The sequence below is a fragment of the Streptomyces sp. NPDC005963 genome, assembly GCF_040638655.1.
Lineage (GTDB): Bacteria > Actinomycetota > Actinomycetes > Streptomycetales > Streptomycetaceae > Streptomyces.
On the sequence record NZ_JBEXVD010000014.1, the window covers coordinates 16294 to 36299 of the forward strand.

Genomic DNA, 20006 nt, shown 5'->3' on the forward strand with positions numbered 1-20006 from the left:
CAACAGCGCTGCCGCCGCTCCGGCCATGGATGTGGGGATGGTCGCCTGCCGCGCCCGAAGCCCACGGCAAGGCTCAGGGTCGATGCTCCTGGGCGGCGCAGCCGCAGCTGGTCCGGCGGGTCATCGAAACCGGCAGCATCAGTGAGACGGGCGCGCGGCTGCGGTCACGCAACCGCTTCACCAGGAGGTCCACCGCCTCCTCCCCCAACTGCCGCATGGGCTGCCGTACGGTCGTCAGCGACGGCCGTACGATCCGTCCGAGGGCGATGCCGTCGAAGCCGACCACGGCGATGTCCTCGGGTACCCGCACCCCTCGTTCCTCCAACGCGTGCAGGGCGCCCACCGCCATCTGGTCATTGGCGAACAGCATCGCCTGCGGTGGTTCCCCTTCCCGATCGAGCAGTGTCTCAGCGGCCCGTGCCCCTTCGGCCTGGGTCATCATCACCGCCCGTACGGCCGGTTCGTCCGACGCCGGCAGTCCCGCTTCCCGACAGGCGGCGCGAAACCCGTCGAACCTGGCCTCGGCGTCCGGCGAGTCCTCCTCACCCGCGACGAAGGCGAGGCGACGCAGTCCGTGGTCCTCGATCAAATGGCGGGTCAGCTCGTGTTCCCCGTCGAAGTTGGCCACCTCGATGTGATCGAGGTGGTCGATCTCTCGCGGACCGGCCAGCATCACGACCGGCAGTCTCCGCGAGATCACCTCCAGGTCTTCGGTGGGTACGGTCTTGGCCAGGACGGCGAAACCGTCCACCCTGCCGGCGACCTGCTCCACGAGGCTCTGCGGGCCGCCCTTCAGCGAAGCGGCGATCAACAGGGCGTAGCCGTTGCGTCGGGCCGCTCGTTCCATGCCCCGGATGATCTGATCGGAGTAGAGCATGACGGCGGAGTCGTCCTCGTCCGCTCCGTCTGCTTCGGCGTCCGGGTCGGCGTAGTCGGGAAAGCACAGTCCGAGCACGCCGGTGGTGCGGCTGGCGAGCCCGCGTGCGTTCCCGCTCGGCACGTATCCGAGTTCCTTGGCGGCTTCGAGCACCCTGTCCCGCGTGGGCGGGCGCACCGAGTCGGGGTTGCGGTACACGCGCGAGACGGTCGCGATGGAGACTCCCGACCGTTCGGCGACGTCGTACACAGTGGGAGCGCTCAAGCGTCCGCCCGTCCCCTCTTGGACCGGTGACCGCAGTCCCGTGACCGTTCGTCGAAATACTCTGAAAGCGCATTCACCCTAGGTCGGCTCCCCTACCGTGAGCAAGGCCGGCCTCGCCGTGGTCAGCGATGGGGCATCCGTCCGGGCATCCGCTTCGGGCCAGAGCAGATCATCCTGACGCACCTTTCGGCCATCGCAAAGACCCCCGTGGAAGACCGTCGACGATTTCACCCGGAAAAGACTTCCCTTCAGTCGTGATACCAGTGATACCGTCGATATCATGACCGAGCCGAGGGCCATGAGCCTGCGCTTTCCCGATCCAGAACAGCGCGCCACGATCGCCGCCGCCGCCAAGGCCGCGGGAGTCAGCATGCAGGAGTACATCCTCTCGGCCGCCTATGAACGGGCCACCGCCGTGGAAGCCACCTTCCTCGACCACTTCAAGGCGTCCGTTTCCCGCAGTCACGAGGCATTCGCGGCCGAGGCAGGCAGTGATGACGCCGTCGGCCGACGCCCGTCCCGGCACGACGTCGAACGGGGCGAGCAGGACCACGCCGCGTGACCGATCCCGAGGACGACGAGCCCGAGGCACATCGCATCGACGTCTCGTTCCTGCTGCACGCGGCCGAACTCCTCCCCGGCGACCCCCAGGTCGATGACTACGGCCCCCTGTATGCAGCGGTGGGGCGGGTGTACGCACGGGCGATGGATCGTGACATCTACGGTTCACCCCATCTGAAGGCGGCGGCACTCCTCCAGACCCTGGCCAAGCTCCCCTGCCTGGAACACTCCAACGAGGCCTTCGCCTGGCACAGCACCGAGGCGTTCCTCGCCCTGGGCGGCCATGTACTCGGATACACGCCGAAGGCTGCGGTCGCGCTAGTCCAGGAGGCCGCGTCCGGCGCCCTCGACGTGTCCCGCATCAACCGCCAACTCCATGCGTGGACGGTGGCCTGAACTTCGGCGACGGGGCGGCACCGGGCCGGTGACCCTTCCTTTGGCGATCCCCGGCATCAACGACCCACTCCCCCTTCGCCGCTCGCATTCACTCGAATCGACACCCGTGCGCGCGCACCCGACCGGAAGGTTCGATCGGGCATCGGGAGGCGGCAGCTGAGGATGCATCGGCACGGGCGTCCGCCAACGACGGATCGACTGCCGTACGGAGTACGTACTCCTGCGCGAAAACGTCTGGACAAAGCACGAACACGATCCTTAGCCTGTGCCCGTGTCCAGCCCCGAGGCATCAAGACTGTCGCCACCGGTCGTCCGGTCGCTTCCCGCACTGTCGTACTGACACTCTCCCCGCCTCAGACAACACCCGAGGCGTTCGTCGGAGTGTGTCTCGACACGCATCCGGGTGCTGCCCGCGACCCACCGCTGCCCTCTTCGATTCCATCGTGGCTGTGGAGTTTCGCTGTGCCTCCTCTTCTGTACGTGCTCGGGCTGGCCGTCTTCGCCCAGGGGACGTCCGAGTTCATGTTGTCCGGACTGCTTCCGGACATCGCCCGTGATCTGGATGTCTCCATTCCGGCAGCCGGATTTCTGACCTCGGCCTTCGCCGTAGGAATGGTCATCGGCGCACCGCTGATGGCGATGGCGAGCATGCGCTGGTCCCGTCGACGCGCGCTGCTGGCCTTCCTCCTGACGTTCCTCGTCGTCCATGTCGTGGGCGCGCTCACCACCACCTACGCGGTGCTCCTCGCGACCCGGATCGTGGCGGCACTCGCAAATGCCGGGTTCCTCGCGGTGGCCCTCGCCACCGCGACCGCTCTCGTACCCGCCGGTGCGAGGGGCCGCGCGACCTCGATCCTGGTCGGCGGGATCACCCTGGCCTGCGTTGCGGGTGTGCCGGGTGGGGCCCTGTTGGGCCAGTTGTGGGGTTGGCGTTCGGCGTTCTGGGCCGTGGCGCTGCTGTCCGTTCCCGCAGTCTTCGCCATCCTCAAGACAGTTCCGAACGCCGAGCCGAACTCCGGGCCGTCCGCCGCACCCCGTGGTGTGCGACGGGAACTGCTCGCACTCAAGGAACCCCGACTGCTCATCACCCTGTCGGTGGGCGCCCTGATCAACGGTGCGACGTTCTGCGCCTTCACCTATCTCGCTCCGCTCGTCATCGACGTCACGGCCGTGGGTGCCGGGTGGGTGCCTGCCGTACTGGCGCTGTTCGGTCTGGGCTCGTTCCTCGGAGTGACGGTCGCCGGCCGGATCTCCGACGTACGGCCGTGGCAACTGCTCTCCGTCGGCACGGTCGCGCTGTGCATCGGCTGGGCGGTGTTCGCCCTGTGGGCGCACTCCCTCGTGGTGGCCCTCGGGCTGGTGTTCCTCCAGGGCGCGCTGTCGTTCTCCGTCGGATCGACGATGATCGCCCAGATGCTCGCCGCGGCACCGGCGGCACCGACTCTGTCGGGGGCCTATGCAACGGCCGCGTTCAATGTGGGGGCCGCCATCGGACCGTGGATCGGCGGGGTCGCCATCGCCACTGGTGGAAGCTATCGCTCGCCGCTGTGGGTGAGTGCCCTGCTGGTGGTGCTCGCGCTCATCACCGGCGGAGCGGCAGCGGCGCTGAACCTGCGCGGGGCGGAATCACCCCGCCCCGGGCGGCAGGACTCTCCGTACACTGGTGAGATGCACCAGCGACATTGATCCTCGGCTGAGGATCACTCGGCGCGGCGCGCGCCGGAGTCGGGGCGCGCCGCGCATGAGTGCTGCCCGTCGCCCGAAGTGGGCCGACGGCTGGGAACGGCGGAAGGATGCCGGGGGCCTCCCCTCGGGGCGAGTGGACCTTGCCATCGCCCGTTACCAGCCGAAGGAATGCCTCCCATGCCGCTTTCTCGTGCGCGGGTGCACCCACGCACTTCCGTACCCGTCGGGGTACGCCGTCTTGAGCGCAGGCTGCTCGCCTATGCCGGTCTGGACGATCTCATTCTGTTGTATCCGGTCTATGCGGTGCTCTTCACCGACCACGGGTTGAACACTGCCGAGATCTCATCGTTGTTCATCATCACTTCCCTGACGGGTCTCCTGGTGGAGGTGCCGTCAGGGGTGTGGGCGGACACCGTGTCCCGACGTCGCATGTTGGTCGTCGGTCCCCTGCTGTCATCGGTGGGTTTCGCGTTGTGGGTCCTGCTGCCCGGGTACGGCTCGTTCGCACTGGGGATGGTCCTCTGGGCCGGTGGTGGGGCCCTGCGTTCGGGATCGATGGAGGCGCTGGCCTACGAGGAGTTGGAGCGACTCGGCGCTGCGCACCGGTATGTGCGCCTGATGGGTCGGGCAGCTGCCGCCAGCACGACGGCCACGGCCCTTGCGACCGCCGCTGCAGCTCCGCTGTTCGCCTGGAGCGGCTACTCGGCGTTGGGTGCTGCCAGCGTCCTGGCCTGCGTGGTGTGCTCCTCGGTGGCGTTGACCCTGCCCGAACACCGCAGCGATGCCGATGCGGTACGGGTGGAAGGGGGGCGCGCTGCCGAGCCCCGATCGGCCCTGTCGATGCTCAGGGGTGGCTTGTCCGAAGTCCGAGCAGGTCGAGGAGTACGGTACGCCCTGCTCATGTCCGTACTGTTGACCTCCGTCTGGGGTGCGCTGGAGGAGTACGTTCCGTTGCTCGCCGCCGAGGTGGGTGCAGCGACCCGTGACATTCCGTGGTTCGTCCTGGTGGTTTGGATCGGAGTGACGCTCGGCGGTCTGCTGTCGGAGCGGGCGGAGCGGTTGCCGAACCGGGCCCTGGGCGGGCTCCTGGCACTGGCCGCCGTGCTGTTGGCGGTGGGTGCGCTCACCGGCTCGCTGTGGGGTTTCATCGCGCTCGCCATTGCCTTTCTGGTGTTCCAGTTGGCCGATGTGGTGGCCGATGCCCGCCTCCAGGGCGCCATCACGGGTCCGAGCAGGGCGACCGTGACCTCGTTGGCCGGTTGGGGGACCAGTCTCACCACGCTGGTCGTGTACGGGGTGTACGGGACGGCGTCGGGGCAGATGGCCCACGGCCCGTTGTTCGCCTTCTTCGCCGTCCCGTATCTGGCGGTGTCCGCAATGCTGGCCAGGGGTGTGGTGCGGAGGGGCGTTTGACGGCGAGGCTCCGGATCGACATCGCCGACGAACCTGTCGTCGGCGATGACGCGCCCCGGGCTCCCGGCACGACCAGGGGATGTCGGACGCCCCGGGCTCGTCCGGCGGCAGCGAGGCGCACCTCGCGGCTCCGATCCTCCGGTTTGCCACCCCGAGCAGACGGCTATCCGAGCAGCGGCAGCAGTTGCTCTTCCTCGTAGGTCAGGTGGTCTTCCAACTCCCGCGTCAAACGCTCGACCTCGGCGAGGAGGACGCGAGGCTCCGAGTCGTCGGCAGCGACGACCCGTTGGAGTTCGTCGACGAGTACGGCGATCTTCTGGTGTTCCCGGCCGAGGCGTTCCAGCACGGGAGCTGCTTCCGGGTGGCGTCGGGCGAGGACCGGAAACATCATCGTGTCCTCCCCGGTGTGGTGGTTGTGCAGCCCCTGACACATCGCCAGACAGTTGATCCTCAGTTGCACACCGACCCTGGGACCCGAGGTCCCGATCTCCCTCCGGATCAGGGCGAGTTCACGGCGGAAGCCGTCGTGGATCAGTTTGATCGCCTCTCCCGGTGAGGAAGCGGCGATGTTGGGCGGGCCGGCGGGGATCTCCTGGAGCGCCACGACGGGAATGACCCGTTCGGTCTTCGCTTGGTACTCAGCCCATCCGCCGTCGGACTCCACCGCCCGGGCGAAGGCCGCGTCGCGTTCGGAGCCGACCAATGCCGTGGCCTGGGCTTCGTAGGTGAAGACCCCGGCCTCCACGGTGACACGGGGGTTGGCCAGGAGGTTGTGGTACCAGGCGGGATGTCGGGGTGCGCCCGCTGCGGAGGCGATGACGAGGACGCGGTCATCGCCATCGGGCAGATAGGCGAGGGGGGTGGTGTGACCGGCACCCGAGCGGGCTCCGGTCGTGGTGAGGAGGAGCAGTCTCGCCCCCTCGAACGGGCCGCCGACCACACCGCCCCGGGCCCGGAACTCTTCGATGATCTGTTGGTTGAAATCGTTCGGCATGCTCTGCTTTCTCGTTTTCCTCTGCGCGGCCGACCGGCCCGCGAGGACGCGTGTGGACATGTCGGAGAAGCCGTCGGCAATGGACGGCGGAATCGGTACGGTGATGCTCGCGCCGGAGGATGGGCGCAAGCGGCAGATTTCAACTCGACAGCGCAATGCGCTGGAGGTGTGAAAGCAAAAGGCGGGGCTCTCGCCCGCCTCGGATTCACTCCGAGGCCGGGAACCCAACTCGCTTCTGGCACAAGGCCGACCCGGCAGTCACATCGCGCATCCTATGCAGGCTGCGACGCATGAGGCAATGTGCTCGGGCCGGTGAGCCCAGGTGACCGCGGCCGTGGACGGAGACGTACTTCTCGAAGACTGCGGCAAAGGGGTCAGCGGCGCGGTAGCGGTTCCGGTCGCCCGTCAGGGGGTGGGGGACGGCGGCCCTTGTGCAACGGACCAGTCGTCGGCGCCGCCTCCTCGCCACTGGATCAGATCCGAGTTCACGAGGTCGATCGTCTCGGCGGTCGGGTCCAGCTCGGCGCGGAGCAGCTCGGCGAGCTCCCCGCGGCCGTACACGAATCCCACGATCCGACCGTTCACCGTCACCCGGCGACCACCGCTCGGCGAGGGTGGCTGCACGATGACGGGTGGGTGCCGGGCCATGGTTCCAGCGTGCATCGAGACCGGTGGGGGCGCATCCCGAAATCCCTTGGGGCAACCGGTCACGGGCGGGAACCGCACCCGTGGGCAATGGTGTCTGCACTGGGGAGAGCGGGTGAGTTGCCGTGCGGCAGCCCGGGCCGGTCACTGCGCGCCCGTCGAAGGGCGGCGCGGGGCACCGGCCGTGGCGGCAAGGGGGACGGGATGAGCACGTGGTCGGTTCCGGGGTATACGGATGTCCGAGAGCTGGGCTCCGGTGCGAGCGGACGGGTCGTACAGGCGGTCCATGAAACCACCGGGACACCTGTGGCGATCAAGTACCTCAGTGAACGTCTGAGGTCGAACCCGAGCTTCGTCCAGGGCTTCCGTGCCGAAGCCCGACTGCTCGGTGGGCTTGACTCGCCGCACGTCGTCCGACTGTACGAGTACGTGGAGTCACCACTCGGCGCCGCCATTGTGATGGAGCTGGTCGATGGCATCGCGCTGCGCGCCCTGCTGCGCAACGAGGGTGCGACCACCGGTCCCGAAGCCGCGCTGGTGGTGCTGAAGGGCTCCCTCCTGGGGCTGGCCGCAGCACACCGGACGGGCGTGGTCCACCGTGACTACAAGCCGGACAATGTCCTCGTCGCCGCGGACGGCTCGTCCAAGCTGGTCGACTTCGGCATCGCCGTGGACCACGGTTCGACGGTCGAGGTGGCCGGCACCCCGGCGTACATGGCCCCGGAACAGTGGCAGGGCGAGCCTGCCTCACCCGCGGGTGACGTCTACGCGGCGACGGCGACCTTCTACGAGTGCCTGACCGGGCACAAGCCCTACTCGGGGCAGAACTTCGCGGAACTCGCCCTGCAGCACATCGACGCACCGGTACCGGACGAGGATGCGCCGGAGGCCGTGCGTCCGCTGATCCGGCGGGGGCTGGCCAAGTCGCCCGAGGACCGTCCGGCGAACGCAGCCGTGTTCGTAGCGGAGTTGGAGTCGATCGCACAGGCCGCCTACGGGCCCCATTGGGAGGAGCGCGGGCAGCGCAAGCTCGCCGCCCTCGCCGCGCTGCTGCCCCTCCTCTTCCCCTCGGCCGCCGGTGGAGCCGAAGGCACCACGGAACTGGCCACCACGGCGATTCGCCAACCGGATCCGGCGGCGGGCGGCGGCGGGCCGGACCACGGCGGTGGAATCGGCTCAGGGCTCCGGGGGGCGCTGCCCAGCGCGGTGGCTCTCGCGGTGGCCCTGGCCGTCCTCGTGGGGCTGCTCGCCCTGGCCGTCGTACGGGAGTCCGCCGGGAGCGACCCCGCACGGGTGAGCGCACAGAGCGTCGCCACCACCAGTGCCTCCCCGCAACCGCCGTCTGCGGCACCGACCTCCGAAGCGGAGGGTTCCGATCCGCCCGAGCCCTCTTCCTCATCGCCGGACGATCCCTCATTGCCGGGCGACCCCTCGGCGCTGCCGACGCCCTCCCCGTCGCCGAGCGTCCCGCCCGAGCCTTCCGCGTCCGACACGGTCACTCCCTCGACCTCGCCGTCCTCTTCCGAGCCCGTGGTGTCGCCCTCGGCCAGCCAGCCGCCGAGCAGCCGACCGAGCCCCTCGGCATCGGCCGCTCCGCCGGTTCGGGTCCGCTCGGTTTCCGTCGACGCCTTCCAGCAGCGGCGGCGCGCGCCCGTCGCAGATGCGGCCGTCAGCGTGGTGACCGACGGGACGGGCCCGGTCACCGTCGTCGTCACCTGGTACACCAGTGATGCTCCCGGCGACCTCGGGATCGCCGAGGGGTCGGAGAGCTTCACCCTGAGCGGCGCCCGGGAGTACGGCCTCACCCCCAGCCATGACTTTCAGGGGGCGGGCTGCTATCTGGGCGTCCGTGCCACGACACAGCCGAATGCCAGCGGTGGGGAGTCCACCCGCCAGATCACCCGGGGGTGCGCCCTCCAATGAACGAGCCACCGCTTCCGTACCGTCGGGAGTCCCACGGTGAAGGCGACCCGGCCGCCCCACACGATCTCGGGGACGACTACAGCGCGACCGCTCTGGGCAGCCACTGGTTCGAGGGATCGCGCGCCGGGCAGGGGGTCGACCGTCCCACACTGGTGCAGCCGCTTCCCTGGGGTGCCGTACTGCCGGATCGGGTGGAAGGCGAAGTGCTTCGGTTCGGGCCGGGTGTGACCGCAGCGCCCCGGATCACCCCTGCCCTCTCCAGCGCCGCCGCGGTATGGCACGGCACGCACCCCCTTGCCCTCCAGGACTCCAACCCTCCGGGAGTGCGCGGGCGCGGCCGTGCGCGAGGGCTGCGCCGCTACGCCCTGGCTGCTTCCGTGTTGGCCCTCGTCCTGTCGTTCCTCGCCTGGCAGCGCTACGGCGGCTCCCTCACGGTGCAGGGTGTGACGGTCAGCCCGAGCTCGGCTGCCATCGGCTGTGACAGTGCGGCGGACCTGATCGCGGTGGTGAAGACGAACGGACGCCCCGGAACACTCGTCTACCGCTGGGTGCGCAGCGACGGAACGCGTTCCGGGCGGCTGACGGAGACCATGGCCCGTGGGCAGAAGACGGCTCGGCTGCATCTGCTCTGGACGTTCCACGGCACGGGCGCGTACCGCGCGAGCGCCGAACTCCAGATCGTCTCCCCTTCGACCGAACGCGCGCGCGGCCGGTTCAGTTATGCGTGTGCAAGCTAGCGCCCCGAGCCCCTCAGCGGTTCTCAGCGGTTCTCAGCGGTTCTCAGCGGTTCTCAGCGGTTCTCAGCGGTGCGCCGAACGCTCATGATTCCCTCGAACGCCGGGCAAATGGATCACGATGAGGACCAGGGCCGCCATCATGACATTGCGGCCGGCGGGCTCCAGTCCGTTCCACTGGGACGACTGCCACATTTGGAACCACTCACCCCCGATGGCGATGAATCCGAGCCCGAAGAGGAGCAGCGTCATCATCAGACCGAAGGTGGTCGTCTTCCTCGCGCGCCGGAAATCGCCTCGCCTCAGGCTTTTCGTCCAGAGCCAGGTAGCCGCCGCGAGGACGAGGGCGGCCATCACCTCCCAGACGATGATCGCAACATAGGCGATATCACTGATGGTTCGGGATTCGATAGCGCGCCACATCACATCTTCGTCTTTGAACGTGGTGTCCATCGCCAGGACATGGCGGACGAATTGTCGATTGGTGTCGAAATCAGAGATGTTTCCCCACGCCACCAGGGTCATATAGACCGCAATCGTCGCGGTGAGGGCGGTCGCCGCTCCCGGCAATGTCCCCAATGAGAGAATTCGCCCGTACCAAACGCCCCCTCGGCGCTCAACCGCTGCCATGCTCTTCCCCTGCCCCATGCATTCGGCGACCATTTCCCTTTCCATCGTGGCACGTTTCTCGATGAACTCCGCAGCATGGCGAAATGGCGCCAATCAAGCGACGCTTTCTGGCCGTTGAGTCCGACTGGCGCGACCGGGAGCGGTCGCGAAGGAGCCCATCTCGTCCCCTTGACGATAAGCGGCTCGACCGCTATCGTCAGATAGACGAAAAAGGGGGCAGGTATGGCCGACATCGTCCGGCGATTCGGTTGGCGCCATCTTCGCTCGGCGCCCACCGCACACATTCGCCACCACAAGCGGGGGCAACTCGTCCACGACGGTACGGGATTGAGCTTCTGGTTCCGCGCGTTGACCGCCGCCCTGTGCGAGGTCCCGGTCGACGACCGGGAGGAGTCCATGGTCTTCCACGCCAGGACCTCGGACTTCCAGGACGTGACCGTGCAGGCGACGGTCACCTATCGCATCGCCGATCCGGCTGTTGCAGCCGAGCGCATCGATTTCTCGATCGATCCGGACACCGGGGCATGGCGCGGCGCACCGCTCCCGCAGATCTCCACCCTGTTGACCGAGACCGCCCAACAGCACGCGCTCGACGTGCTGGCCCGTACGCCCCTGGCCGCTGCGCTGGTCGACGGGGTCTCGGCGGTGCGGGAGCGGATCGCCGGCGGGCTGGGGGACGAGCCCCGGCTCTCGGCCACCGGCATCGCGCTCGTCGCCGTTCGGGTGGTCGCGATCCGACCGGAACCGGAGGTGGAACGGGCCCTGCGCACACCTGCGCGTGAACAGATCCAACAGGATGCGGACCGGGCGACCTACGAGCGACGCGCCATGGCCGTCCAGCGTGAACGTGCGATCGCCGAGAACGAGTTGGCGAGCAAGATCGAGCTGGCGCGGCAGGAGGAGCTGCTGGTCGAGCAGCGCGGCACCAACGCCCGCCGCGAAGCGGAGGAGAAGGCCGCTGCCGACGGAGTGCGTACGGAGGCGGAGGCCCTGCGTACCGTGCGGCTCGCGACAGCGCAGGCGGAGGCGGCGCGCGCGGCGGGGGAAGCCCGCGCCGAGGCCCAGTCCGCCTGGCTGCGCATCCACTCCGAGGTGGACACGGCGACCCTGCACGCCCTCACCGGCTCACGCCTCGCGGAGAACCTACCGCGCATCGACAGTCTCACCGTCTCGCCCGACGTCCTCACCGGACTGCTCGCCAAATTGGGCGCCGGCGGAACCGCACCCGATCTCCCGGCCCCTGGGGATCGGCGATGAGCCTGGCCCCTCGGGCCGTGATCGTCCACCGGACCAGCGAGTACGAGGAGTTGCTCGCGCGCCACGGCACCCATGGTCAGGCCGAGTTCTTCCTCTCGTCGCGCGGCCGGGGCATCGACGACGTGGTCGAACGACATCGAAGGAAGCAACGTTCCCTCAGCGAGGTCGAGGCCGCCATTCCGTTGAACTGGCGCCAGACCCGGCTGGAGCGGGCGGACCTGGACCGTTTCCTCTTCGGCCCGGAGGACGTGGTCGTGGTGGTGGGGGCGGACGGACTGGTGGCCAACACGGCGAAGTACCTGTCCGAGCAACCGGTGGTGGGCATCGACACCGAGCCGGGCCGGGGCATCGGGACCCTGGTGCGCCACCGTCCGCGGGACACGGCCCGGCTGCTGTCGGCAGCCGCGACCGGCAGCCGGGGCATCGACGAACTCACCATGGTGGAGGCGGTGGTCGACAACGGTGAGCGACTGTGCGCCCTCAACGAGATCTACTTCGGCAGTCCGGGCCATCAGAGCGCTCGCTACCACCTCACCCCCTCCGCGACCACTTCGGAAACGCAGGCGTCGTCGGGGGTGCTCGTGGGAACGGGCACCGGTTCGACGGGCTGGCTGCGCTCGCTCTGGCAGGAGCGCAGCAGCGCGCTGGCGCTCCCCGCTCCAGCCGACCCCCGGCTGCTGTGGTTCGTGCGTGAGGCTTGGCCGTCCCCCACCACCGGCACCCAGTGGGTCGAAGGAGCGTTGGTCGGCGGAGAGGAGCTTCGACTCACCGTGGAGTCCGACCGTCTGGTCGCGTTCGGGGACGGCATCGAGAGCGATGCACTGGAACTGACGTGGGGCCAGACCGTGCGGGTGGGCATTGCACCGAGACGGTTGCGGCTGGTGTGAGGGCAGTGGCTCGACCTGCGCCGAACGCCGGATGGCGGTCTGCCCGAAAGTGGTGGACGCATGGAGAACCAGTCAAAGCGCTAAGGGGACTCTGCGCGACAAAGAGCCCACTTCGCCGTGGATCGTCAAACACCGATGAGCGTCTTTCACGCGGGACCCCCGACGGTGCAGGGCCCTATTGCGCCATGGAGCGCGGCGCAGGGCCGACCGCCGAGAGGAACGCGGGTGGGACGCGCAGGCCGATGGTGTGGGCGGGCCCCACCGGTCGCGAACCTTCGAAGCACACCAAACACTCGCCCGTGGGCCTCGGTGACCGCTCCTGCGCCTTCGACCACCCGGTGAGCTGGCGGGCTCTTGAGCTCCCCCTTGCCGGGACCAGAGGAAACTCCGCCCTGCAGGAGACGCCCTGGGCAGATCGCCGCGCAATTGCTCGTACGCCAGCGAAAAGGGCGAGTTCTCCCCCACCCGCGGCCGGTGCGACCCACCCTTTCCGTACTCGTTCTTCCGTGGTGGATGCAGCGATCCTGCCAGTCCGGCCGAACGCGACCTATCACGTGATGGCCGTCCGAAAGGCGAACTTGCCCCACCGCTCCCGGTGAGCCGAGGATCACCCTCACGTCGATTGACAGGCTCATGACCGAACCTGGTCCGAGTGCCCGTCGATCGCACTGCCCAGGGCCCGACCTCCCACCGGGCCCTTCGATCTCCATCGGAGGTTGCAGTGAAACTGAAGCGTCTCTTACCGCTGGGCTCGTTCACCGGACGCGCCCGTACGCTCGCGGTCGCGGCCAGCCTGGTCACGATCACCGCACTGGCCGCCCCCAGCGCGATCGCCGAACCGAGCGACGCACGGGCCAGCACGGCCCGCCTCGCGCAGGCCAGTGACGCCGTTCTCGAAGCAGATGTGGCAGGCACGGCCTGGTACACCGACCGAACGAGCGGCAAGATCGTCGTCACCGCCGACCAACGCGTTACGGCAGGACAGCTGACCCAGATCAAGAAGGCCGCCGGGGCCGGCGTCCTGGAGATCAAACGGACGGCGGGCACCTTCAACAGACTGATAGCCGGCGGCGAAGCCATCTACTCGACCGGCGCCCGGTGTTCCCTCGGCTTCAACGCGGTCCGCGGCGGAATCTACTACGCCCTCACCGCGGGACACTGCACCAACGGCCGGAGCACCTGGTACACCAATCCCGCCAGCACCGTACTGCTGGGCACCACCGTGGCATCCAGCTTCCCCGTCGACGACTACGGCATCATCCAGCACGCCAACCGCGCAGCCGCCGACGGCCGCGTCTATCTGTACAACGGCACCTACCGGGACATCATCAATGCGGGCAACCCGGCCGTCGGACAGTTCGTGGAGCGCACCGGCTCCACCACGGGCTACCGCAACGGCCGCGTGACCGGCCTCAACGCCACGGTGAACTACGGCGGCGGCCAGCTGGTCTACGGCCTCATCCAGACCAACGTCTGCGCCCAGCCCGGTGACAGCGGCGGCCCGCTGTTCTCCGGTAACACGGCACACGGCCTGCTCTCCGGCGGCAGCGGCAACTGCACCGTCGGAGGGACCACCTTCTACCAGCCCGTCACCGAGCCCCTCGGCCTGTACGGACTGAGTGTGTTCTAACGCACCGAGCACCCCCGGTGGCCCCCGTCCTTGAGCGACGGGGGCCACCGGGCCGTTCCTTCTCGCGGTCCGGGCAGCGGGGCGGGGGCCGTCGCTGTCGCCCGGGCCACGCCGTCGCCTAAAGTGAAGGTCACCAACGGACCGCGGCGGGAGGGGAAGGCGATGGGCTCACGCACCCGAATCCTCGTCGCGGCGGCGCTGACGTCGATCCTGCTCGCCGTCTGGGGGACCTTCTCGGCCCTGGTCGGCGCACCCACGACCGGTGTCACCACCGCACACGCGGCCCCCGCGGGGCCCTTCGTGCCCGTCCGTGCTGACACGTCCCCGCGGACTGGTGCACACCAGCAGGAGTCACGCACCGAGGTGCGCCGCCTGTCGCACACCGCCGTCGAGCAGGCCGTGGCGGTCGACACCGGCGCCCGTCTGCTCCTCGCGCCACCCGTCCCGGTGGGACCGGTCACCTTCGACTTCCCGCGCCCCTCGGTCAGCGACGCTTCCGTCGGACCGCGTCAGGAGCGTGCGCCTCCCGGCTCGCCCTACAGCCCGCGTCACACCCGCGCACCACCCTCCACATCGAGCAGCTGACGTCCTTCAGCACCTGCCTTCCCCTCCGCACGGCCCGTGCCGGAGTGCCCGAGCAGGTGCTCCTTGACCTTTCCGCTGTCCGCAGACGCCCCTCGGCGCTCTGCGCGCTGCCCGTGGAGTCCTCATGTCTCGTCGCGCCACGCTCTGGCGCGCCCTTCTGGCGCTCGCCCTTATCGCCCTGTCGGTCGGTGTGGCCCTGACCAACCCGCCCCGCCTCGGACTCGACCTACGAGGTGGCACCCGCATCGTCCTGGAAACCCGGGACTCCCCCACCGTCAAGGCCGACGCCGCAGCGACCGACCGGGCGCTGGAGGTGCTCCGGCAACGGGTCGACGCCCTCGGAGTGTCGGAACCGTCGCTGGCGCGCTCGGGCGATCAACGGATCGTCGTCGAACTGCCCGGGGTGCGTGACCCCCGTCAAGCCGCCGAGGTCATCGGCCGCACCGCACAGCTCACCTTCCACCCCGTACAGGAAATGACGTCGGGACCGAAGAGCGGACCCGCTGCGGACGGGTCGCGCGTGCTACCCGACCCGGACGCACCGGGGAGCTTCCTACGGCTGGCACCGCCCGGGCTGACGGGCGAGGGGGTCAAGGACGCGTCCGCCGTCCTGGACACCCAGTCCGGTCGCGGCTGGACCGTCGACCTCTCCTTCCGCGGCGGCGGCAAGGAATGGGCCCGGATGACGGGCGAGGCCGCCTGTGCCGCACCGGGGGATCCGGCACGGCAGGTCGCGATCGTTCTGGACGACGCGATCGTGTCCGCTCCGGGCATGGAGCAGTCCGTCCCATGCGGAGCGGGCATCAGCGGGGGCAACGCCCAGATCACCGGCAACTTCAGCGCGGCGGAAGCCCGTGACCTGGCTGCCCTGGTCAAGGGGGGCGCGCTCCCTGTTCCGGTGACGACGATCGAGCAGAGCGTCGTCGGGCCCACGCTCGGCAAGGAAGCCATCCAGGCGAGCGCACTCGCCGCCGTGATCGGTCTGATCTGTACCGGAGTGTTCATCATCGCCGTGTACCGGCTGGTCGGACTGCTCGCCACGATCGCACTCGCCCTGTACGGCCTGATGTCGTACGCGGCCGTCGTCGCCCTCGGCGCCACGCTGACCCTGCCCGGACTTGCCGGATTCGTGCTGGCGATCGGCATCGCCGTCGATGCGAACGTGTTGGTCTTCGAACGTGCCCGGGAGGAGTACCTACGCGCCCCGGACCGGACGGCGGATCTACGACGCCCCTTGCGCATCGGCTTCGAGAAGGCGTGGAGCGCCGTCGCCGACTCCCATGTGACGACCCTGCTCGCCGCCGGCCTGCTGTTCGTCTTCGCCATCGGACCGGTCAAGGGCTTCGGAGTGACGCTCGCGATCGGTGTGGTGGTGTCGCTGGTGTCGGCGATGCTGATCACCCGACTGCTCGCCGAATGGGCACTGCGTCGGGGCTGGGTGCGCAAGCGCCCCGCGTTCACCGGTCTCACCCTGACCGGACGCGTACGGGCCGCCCTGGCGAAACGCCCCCCACGGCTGATGCGCAACCGACGCCGTTGGCTCGGCGGCTGCGCCGCGCTGCTGCTGTTCGCCCTCGGAGGCATCGGAGTGCGGGGTCTGGAGTTCGGCGTCGAGTTCACGGGCGGGCGGCAGATCCAGTACGCGGCCGAACGCCCGGTCGACGCGGACACCGCCCGGCAGGCCGTGGCGGACGCGGGATTCCCGCGGGCCGTGGTCCAGGCGACGGGCGAGCAGTCCATCACCGTCCGTACCGGTGAGCTCGACAACGAAGAGCAGGAGAAGGTTCGCGGCGCACTGGAGAAGGCCGTGGGCAAGGTCGCGGTCGAGCGGGACGACACGATCGGGCCGAGCCTCGGCAGCGAGTTGCGCCAGCACGCGCTGATCGCCCTGTCAGTGGCGGTGGCAGCACAGCTCGTCTATCTGACCGTGCGGTTCCGCTGGACCTTCGCGACCGCGGCGGTGGCGGCGATGGTCCAGGACGTCCTGCTGGTGGTGGGACTGTTCGCCTGGTTGGGCAAGCCGGTGGACAGCGTCTTCCTGGCGGCCCTGCTGACCGTCGTCGGGTACTCGGTCAACGACACCGTCGTCGTCCTCGACCGGCTGCGAGAGCTGCGCCGCGCGGCGCCGCGCGGCGCCTGGCCGGAGCTGGCGGACAAGGCCGTGGCCCAGACCCTCCCCCGTACGGTCAACACCGGAATGGGTGCGCTGTTCGTCCTGATCGCCCTGGCAGTGCTGGGCGGGGACTCCCTGACCGACTTCTCCGTCGCCCTGCTGGTGGGAGTCGTGGCGGGCATGGCGTCGACGATCTTCACGGCGATGCCCATCGCCGTGGGGCTCCAGCACCGGTATCCCGATCGACCGCGTTCTCGGCCCACGAAGACGAAGCAACGGGACCGCGGTACGGGAGCGGTGGTGTGAACGACTGACGCCATGGGCGCCGACACTGCGGGGCGAGCGGTTGCTCGCCCCGCAGTGGAGGGTGATCAGGGCCCGCACCCCGCCGCATCGAGGTGATCGACACGGAAGACCAACTCGGGCCGATCCCAGTTCACCACGGGCGGCTGCGCGGGGACGGTGCCCGTGCGTTGTGCGCCGACACTGCGGTAGAAGCCCTCCGCGGGGGGATGGGAGACGACGCGCACGGTGGCAAGGCCGGCGGCGCGCGCCTCGGCGATCATGTGGGTGACCAGCTGCCTGCCGACTCCGAGCCCCTGGGCCCGGTCCGCCACGAACATCAGGTCGAGTTCGGGCGGGTCGATGAGGAGTGCGTAGAACCCGAGCAGTGCGTCGTTCTCGTCGGTGGCGATGTGGACCGGGTGGGCCTCGATGTAGTCCGGCCCCACCCGGTACCCGGCGACCATCGACGCGTAGCCGCCCTCGTAGGCGCGTGAGCGGCGCACCAACGCGGTGAGTCGTTTGGCGTCCCGGGCGGTCGCCCGCGCGATCCGGACGGTGGGCCCGCGGCCCCTCCGTCCCCGAGTCGTCATACGTGAACTCATGGAGTGAGTATTACATTCGCTGCTCAGGCATGGAAAAGAGACAGTCCGTACTGGCGGCCGACGTCCCTCCAGCCGAGGTGCCGTACGCGGTCAGGCCGCGCGCCAGTAGCCCAGGGTGTGGATGCGGTCCTTGGGCAGCGCGAGCTCCTTGCGGAGGTACGTCCCGAGGGAGCGCGTGGTGGCCGTGTCGCAGGCGACCCAGACGTACGCGTCCGAGGGGTCGTCGATCAGTGCGGGGAGGGCCGTCTTCACCTGAGCAACCAGCTCGGCGCCACGGTCCTTGCGCGGAACACGGCGCAGATCGTGGCGTTCGGCGTGCAACCGCAGCGGCATGTCCTCCTCGACCACGTCGCCGGTCTCGAACCAGATCGTTGCGGGCGTGTCCGGAAGCGCATCGAGGAGGGAGTTGATCGCGGGCAGGGACGCCGGATCGCCGACGACGAAGAGGCGTTTCGGCAGCGGGGTAGGGGCGCTGAATCCGGTCCCCTGGAGGGTGGCGTCGACAGAGTCCCCCGGACGTGCCGCGCGCGCCCAGTCACTTGCCCGGCCTTCGTGCAGGGCGAACTCGATGCTGAAAGTGCCGGCTCGGGGATCGGGATCCACAAGGGTGTAGGCACGCTGATGGGGCTTGTCGCCGTTGTCGAACCAGACCCGGACCCACATGGTCGGATGGACCCCGGTCTGAGCCAACATCCCGCCGTCCGTGAAGTGCACGCGTCGGAAGCGTTCGGTGACCTGTTCGGTCCCGGTAACGGTGAACACGAAGTCCTTGCCGCGCATCAACTTGAGGACGACGCCCTCCCAGCCGTGCCCCATGCTCGCCCGCCTCCCCAGGTCGTGTCCTGAAGACACTCCCCGCAGCCCGAATGTGTTCCGGGACAGTAGCATCATATTAGGGAAGCCTAACCTCACTAGACTCGTGCGCAGGGCGCGGGAAGGACTCAGCCGGCAGCTCCCGGAGCCGAGGTGGCGCCCGATGATGCGTCATAGACCGAGCGGGCCAGGTCCATCTGCGCGGTGTTCTCCTGCGCCCACCGCCCGATTTCGTCCAACACGGGCAGAAGGCTGAGCCCCAGGGGGGTCAGCGCGTAGTCCACGCGCGCGGGCACCCCTGGGACGAGCGTTCGGGTGAGCAGGCCGTCCCGTTCGAGTCGGCGCAGGGATTCGGTGAGCATCTTCTGACTGGCCCCCGCGATCGAACGGGCGAGCTCGCCGTAGCGCCGAGGTCCGTCGGCCAGTTCCTTGAGCAGGACGGCGACCCACTTCTCGCCCAGTCGCGCAAGGAGTCGGTTGGTCGGGCAGAGGGCGAACGCGTCCTGGTGGACGGTGCGTGCCTCGGCCCGCCGCTGGGCGGCGGTTCGCGTCGTCATGGCTCCCCTTCGCGTGCGTTGGCCACGGTGAAGTGCGTACTCCCCGCCAACGGTAGGCGTCCCTAGGGTCCTTGAGCAGCAGGACGATTCCTGCTGAAGAGAAGATCGAGAGAAATTCAAGAAAAATCCAAGAAAAGGGGAGTGGACCGATCTTGACCACGATCGCAGTCCTGGGGTCGGGCGCGGTGGCGCAGACCCTCACGGGCGGACTCCAGCACATCGGCCATCGACTCCTCGTGGGGGCGCGCGATCCACAGCGCGTGCGCTTCGAGGAGTGCCGGGACCTACGCGCCACCGGGTTGCGCGAGGCGGCCGGTTCGGCGGAGGTCGTCGTCAACACGCTGCCGGGAATCGTATCGGTGGAGGTCCTCACGGCTCTCGGGGCCGAGCTCGCGGGCAAAGTGCTGATCGATGTCGCGAACGCCGTCGAGTCGGACGCGCGCGGCTTCGCGTCCGCCGTCAGGTATCCCGGCGGAAGCCTGGCGGAAGAGATCCAACGGGCCCTGCCCGAGGCCCGTGTGGTGAAGACCCTCAACACCGTCCACGTCTCGCTCATGTCCCGACCCGCTCAAGCGAGCATCCCCCCGAGCGCCTTCCTCTCCGGCGATGACGCGGAGGCCAAGCGGATCGCGGCGGAACTCCTCGGCGATCTGGGCTGGCCACCAGAGTGGATCATCGATCTGGGAGGCGTGAAAACGGCTCGGGGCCCTGAATCCTTCGTTCTGATGATCGGCGATCTGGTCCGCGCCCTGGGCCCGGTGCCCTTCGGGATGGCGATCGCCCGCTGAGCCGGCGGAGTTGCCGGGAGTTGGTGGATCGACCCCCCGGCCCGGCAGCTGGCCCGCCGATTGGGGAGTCGTCGCGTTCCGGTCCGACGCCCTGTGTCCGGAGGTGAGGCACCCGGGGAGGTCACGTCCGAGCTGAGTCTCCGCACCCGCGGACGACTTGAGCTGAACGCCGGAGGGTGAACGAGGGGTGAACTCCGACCGTCAGGAATGCGCCTGAATCAGCTGGAATCCGCCTTGCTCGCCTCTCTGGCACCGGATAAAACGGTGAGGGCGGTGGCCAGCCAGGGTCCTCCGTTCCGAGCCGGACCTACCAGTAGCATATGACCGAGGCACCACCACATCGAGTGTTGCCAAATCCCTTACGGG

19 protein-coding genes are annotated in these 20006 nt (G+C 69.0%); 12 read left to right on the forward strand and 7 right to left on the reverse strand.

Translation table 11 applies throughout. The annotated features are described in order from the left end of the window. Positions 1–73: 73 nt before the first annotated feature. Complete coding sequence (locus tag ABZ348_RS19645) at positions 74–1141, reverse strand: LacI family DNA-binding transcriptional regulator (RefSeq protein WP_358934675.1); 1068 nt, start codon at positions 1139–1141, stop codon at positions 74–76. 280 nt (positions 1142–1421) lie between these two features. Between ABZ348_RS19645 and ABZ348_RS19650 the strand changes: the two genes are divergently transcribed. The 4 genes from ABZ348_RS19650 (at position 1422) to ABZ348_RS19665 (ending at position 5197) form a co-directional block, all read left to right on the forward strand. Next, the gene (locus ABZ348_RS19650; protein WP_358934677.1) at positions 1422–1703 is read left to right on the forward strand and encodes a DUF1778 domain-containing protein; all 282 of its coding nucleotides are present in this window, start codon (positions 1422–1424) and stop codon (positions 1701–1703) included. Next, positions 1700–2098 (forward strand): fic family toxin-antitoxin system, toxin component, encoded by a 399-nt coding sequence (locus ABZ348_RS19655; RefSeq protein ID WP_358934678.1) that lies wholly within the window; start codon positions 1700–1702, stop codon positions 2096–2098. Before ABZ348_RS19650 ends, ABZ348_RS19655 begins: the two co-directional genes overlap by 4 nt. Positions 2099–2560: 462 nt before the next feature. Beyond that, complete coding sequence (locus ABZ348_RS19660) at positions 2561–3784, forward strand: Cmx/CmrA family chloramphenicol efflux MFS transporter (RefSeq protein ID WP_358934680.1); 1224 nt, start codon at positions 2561–2563, stop codon at positions 3782–3784. Positions 3785–3961: 177 nt separating this feature from the next. Next, entirely contained in the window at positions 3962–5197 is a 1236-nt protein-coding gene (locus tag ABZ348_RS19665; RefSeq protein WP_358934682.1) for an MFS transporter, read from the forward strand. A gap of 163 nt (positions 5198–5360) precedes the next feature. Here the strand turns inward: ABZ348_RS19665 and ABZ348_RS19670 are convergent, their stop codons facing one another. Both ABZ348_RS19670 and ABZ348_RS19675 read right to left on the reverse strand, forming a co-directional pair. Next, a complete protein-coding gene (locus ABZ348_RS19670) occupies positions 5361–6191 on the reverse strand; it encodes a nitroreductase/quinone reductase family protein (RefSeq protein WP_358934684.1) in 831 nt (276 codons plus the stop codon). A gap of 405 nt (positions 6192–6596) precedes the next feature. Further along, positions 6597–6839 carry a hypothetical protein gene (locus ABZ348_RS19675; RefSeq protein WP_358934686.1) on the reverse strand — a complete coding sequence of 81 codons (243 nt, stop codon included), beginning with the start codon at positions 6837–6839 and terminating at the stop codon, positions 6597–6599. Between the two features lie 201 nt (positions 6840–7040). On the opposite strand from ABZ348_RS19675, the gene ABZ348_RS19680 reads away from it, so the two are divergent. Then, a complete protein-coding gene (locus ABZ348_RS19680) occupies positions 7041–8759 on the forward strand; it encodes a serine/threonine-protein kinase (protein WP_358934688.1) in 1719 nt (572 codons plus the stop codon). Further along, on the forward strand, positions 8756–9496 hold the full coding sequence (locus tag ABZ348_RS19685) for a hypothetical protein (RefSeq protein WP_358934690.1): 741 nt from the start codon (positions 8756–8758) through the stop codon (positions 9494–9496). The genes ABZ348_RS19680 and ABZ348_RS19685 overlap by 4 nt, the downstream gene beginning before the upstream one ends. Before the next feature lie 63 nt (positions 9497–9559). Here the strand turns inward: ABZ348_RS19685 and ABZ348_RS19690 are convergent, their stop codons facing one another. Next, a complete protein-coding gene (locus ABZ348_RS19690) occupies positions 9560–10216 on the reverse strand; it encodes a DUF2165 domain-containing protein (RefSeq protein ID WP_358934692.1) in 657 nt (218 codons plus the stop codon). 129 nt (positions 10217–10345) lie between these two features. Between ABZ348_RS19690 and ABZ348_RS19695 the strand changes: the two genes are divergently transcribed. From ABZ348_RS19695 to secD, 5 genes are all read left to right on the forward strand, one after another. Beyond that, positions 10346–11380, forward strand: a complete 1035-nt coding sequence (locus tag ABZ348_RS19695) for an SPFH domain-containing protein (RefSeq protein WP_358934694.1) — start codon at positions 10346–10348, stop codon at positions 11378–11380. Then, the gene (locus ABZ348_RS19700) at positions 11377–12267 is read left to right on the forward strand and encodes a hypothetical protein (RefSeq protein ID WP_358934696.1); all 891 of its coding nucleotides are present in this window, start codon (positions 11377–11379) and stop codon (positions 12265–12267) included. The genes ABZ348_RS19695 and ABZ348_RS19700 overlap by 4 nt, the downstream gene beginning before the upstream one ends. 721 nt (positions 12268–12988) lie before the next feature. Next, on the forward strand, positions 12989–13897 hold the full coding sequence (locus tag ABZ348_RS19705; protein ID WP_358934698.1) for a S1 family peptidase: 909 nt from the start codon (positions 12989–12991) through the stop codon (positions 13895–13897). A gap of 162 nt (positions 13898–14059) precedes the next feature. Then, a complete protein-coding gene (locus ABZ348_RS19710; RefSeq protein ID WP_358934700.1) occupies positions 14060–14482 on the forward strand; it encodes a hypothetical protein in 423 nt (140 codons plus the stop codon). A gap of 124 nt (positions 14483–14606) precedes the next feature. After that, positions 14607–16901, forward strand: coding sequence for a protein translocase subunit SecD (secD, locus tag ABZ348_RS19715; protein WP_358934702.1), 2295 nt, complete (start codon positions 14607–14609; stop codon positions 16899–16901). Positions 16902–16966: 65 nt separating this feature from the next. Here secD and ABZ348_RS19720 read toward each other — a convergent pair whose 3' ends face one another. From ABZ348_RS19720 to ABZ348_RS19730, 3 genes are all read right to left on the reverse strand, one after another. Then, entirely contained in the window at positions 16967–17482 is a 516-nt protein-coding gene (locus ABZ348_RS19720; protein WP_358934704.1) for a GNAT family N-acetyltransferase, read from the reverse strand. Between the two features lie 90 nt (positions 17483–17572). Then, on the reverse strand, positions 17573–18298 hold the full coding sequence (locus ABZ348_RS19725; protein ID WP_358934706.1) for a siderophore-interacting protein: 726 nt from the start codon (positions 18296–18298) through the stop codon (positions 17573–17575). 125 nt (positions 18299–18423) lie between these two features. After that, entirely contained in the window at positions 18424–18852 is a 429-nt protein-coding gene (locus ABZ348_RS19730; protein ID WP_358934708.1) for a helix-turn-helix domain-containing protein, read from the reverse strand. Positions 18853–19004: 152 nt separating this feature from the next. Here ABZ348_RS19730 and ABZ348_RS19735 point away from each other — a divergent pair, with 152 nt between their 5' ends. Beyond that, positions 19005–19640: an NAD(P)-binding domain-containing protein gene (locus tag ABZ348_RS19735; RefSeq protein ID WP_358934710.1), complete on the forward strand. Its 636-nt coding sequence runs from the start codon at positions 19005–19007 to the stop codon at positions 19638–19640. The last annotated feature ends 366 nt before the right edge of the window (positions 19641–20006 follow it).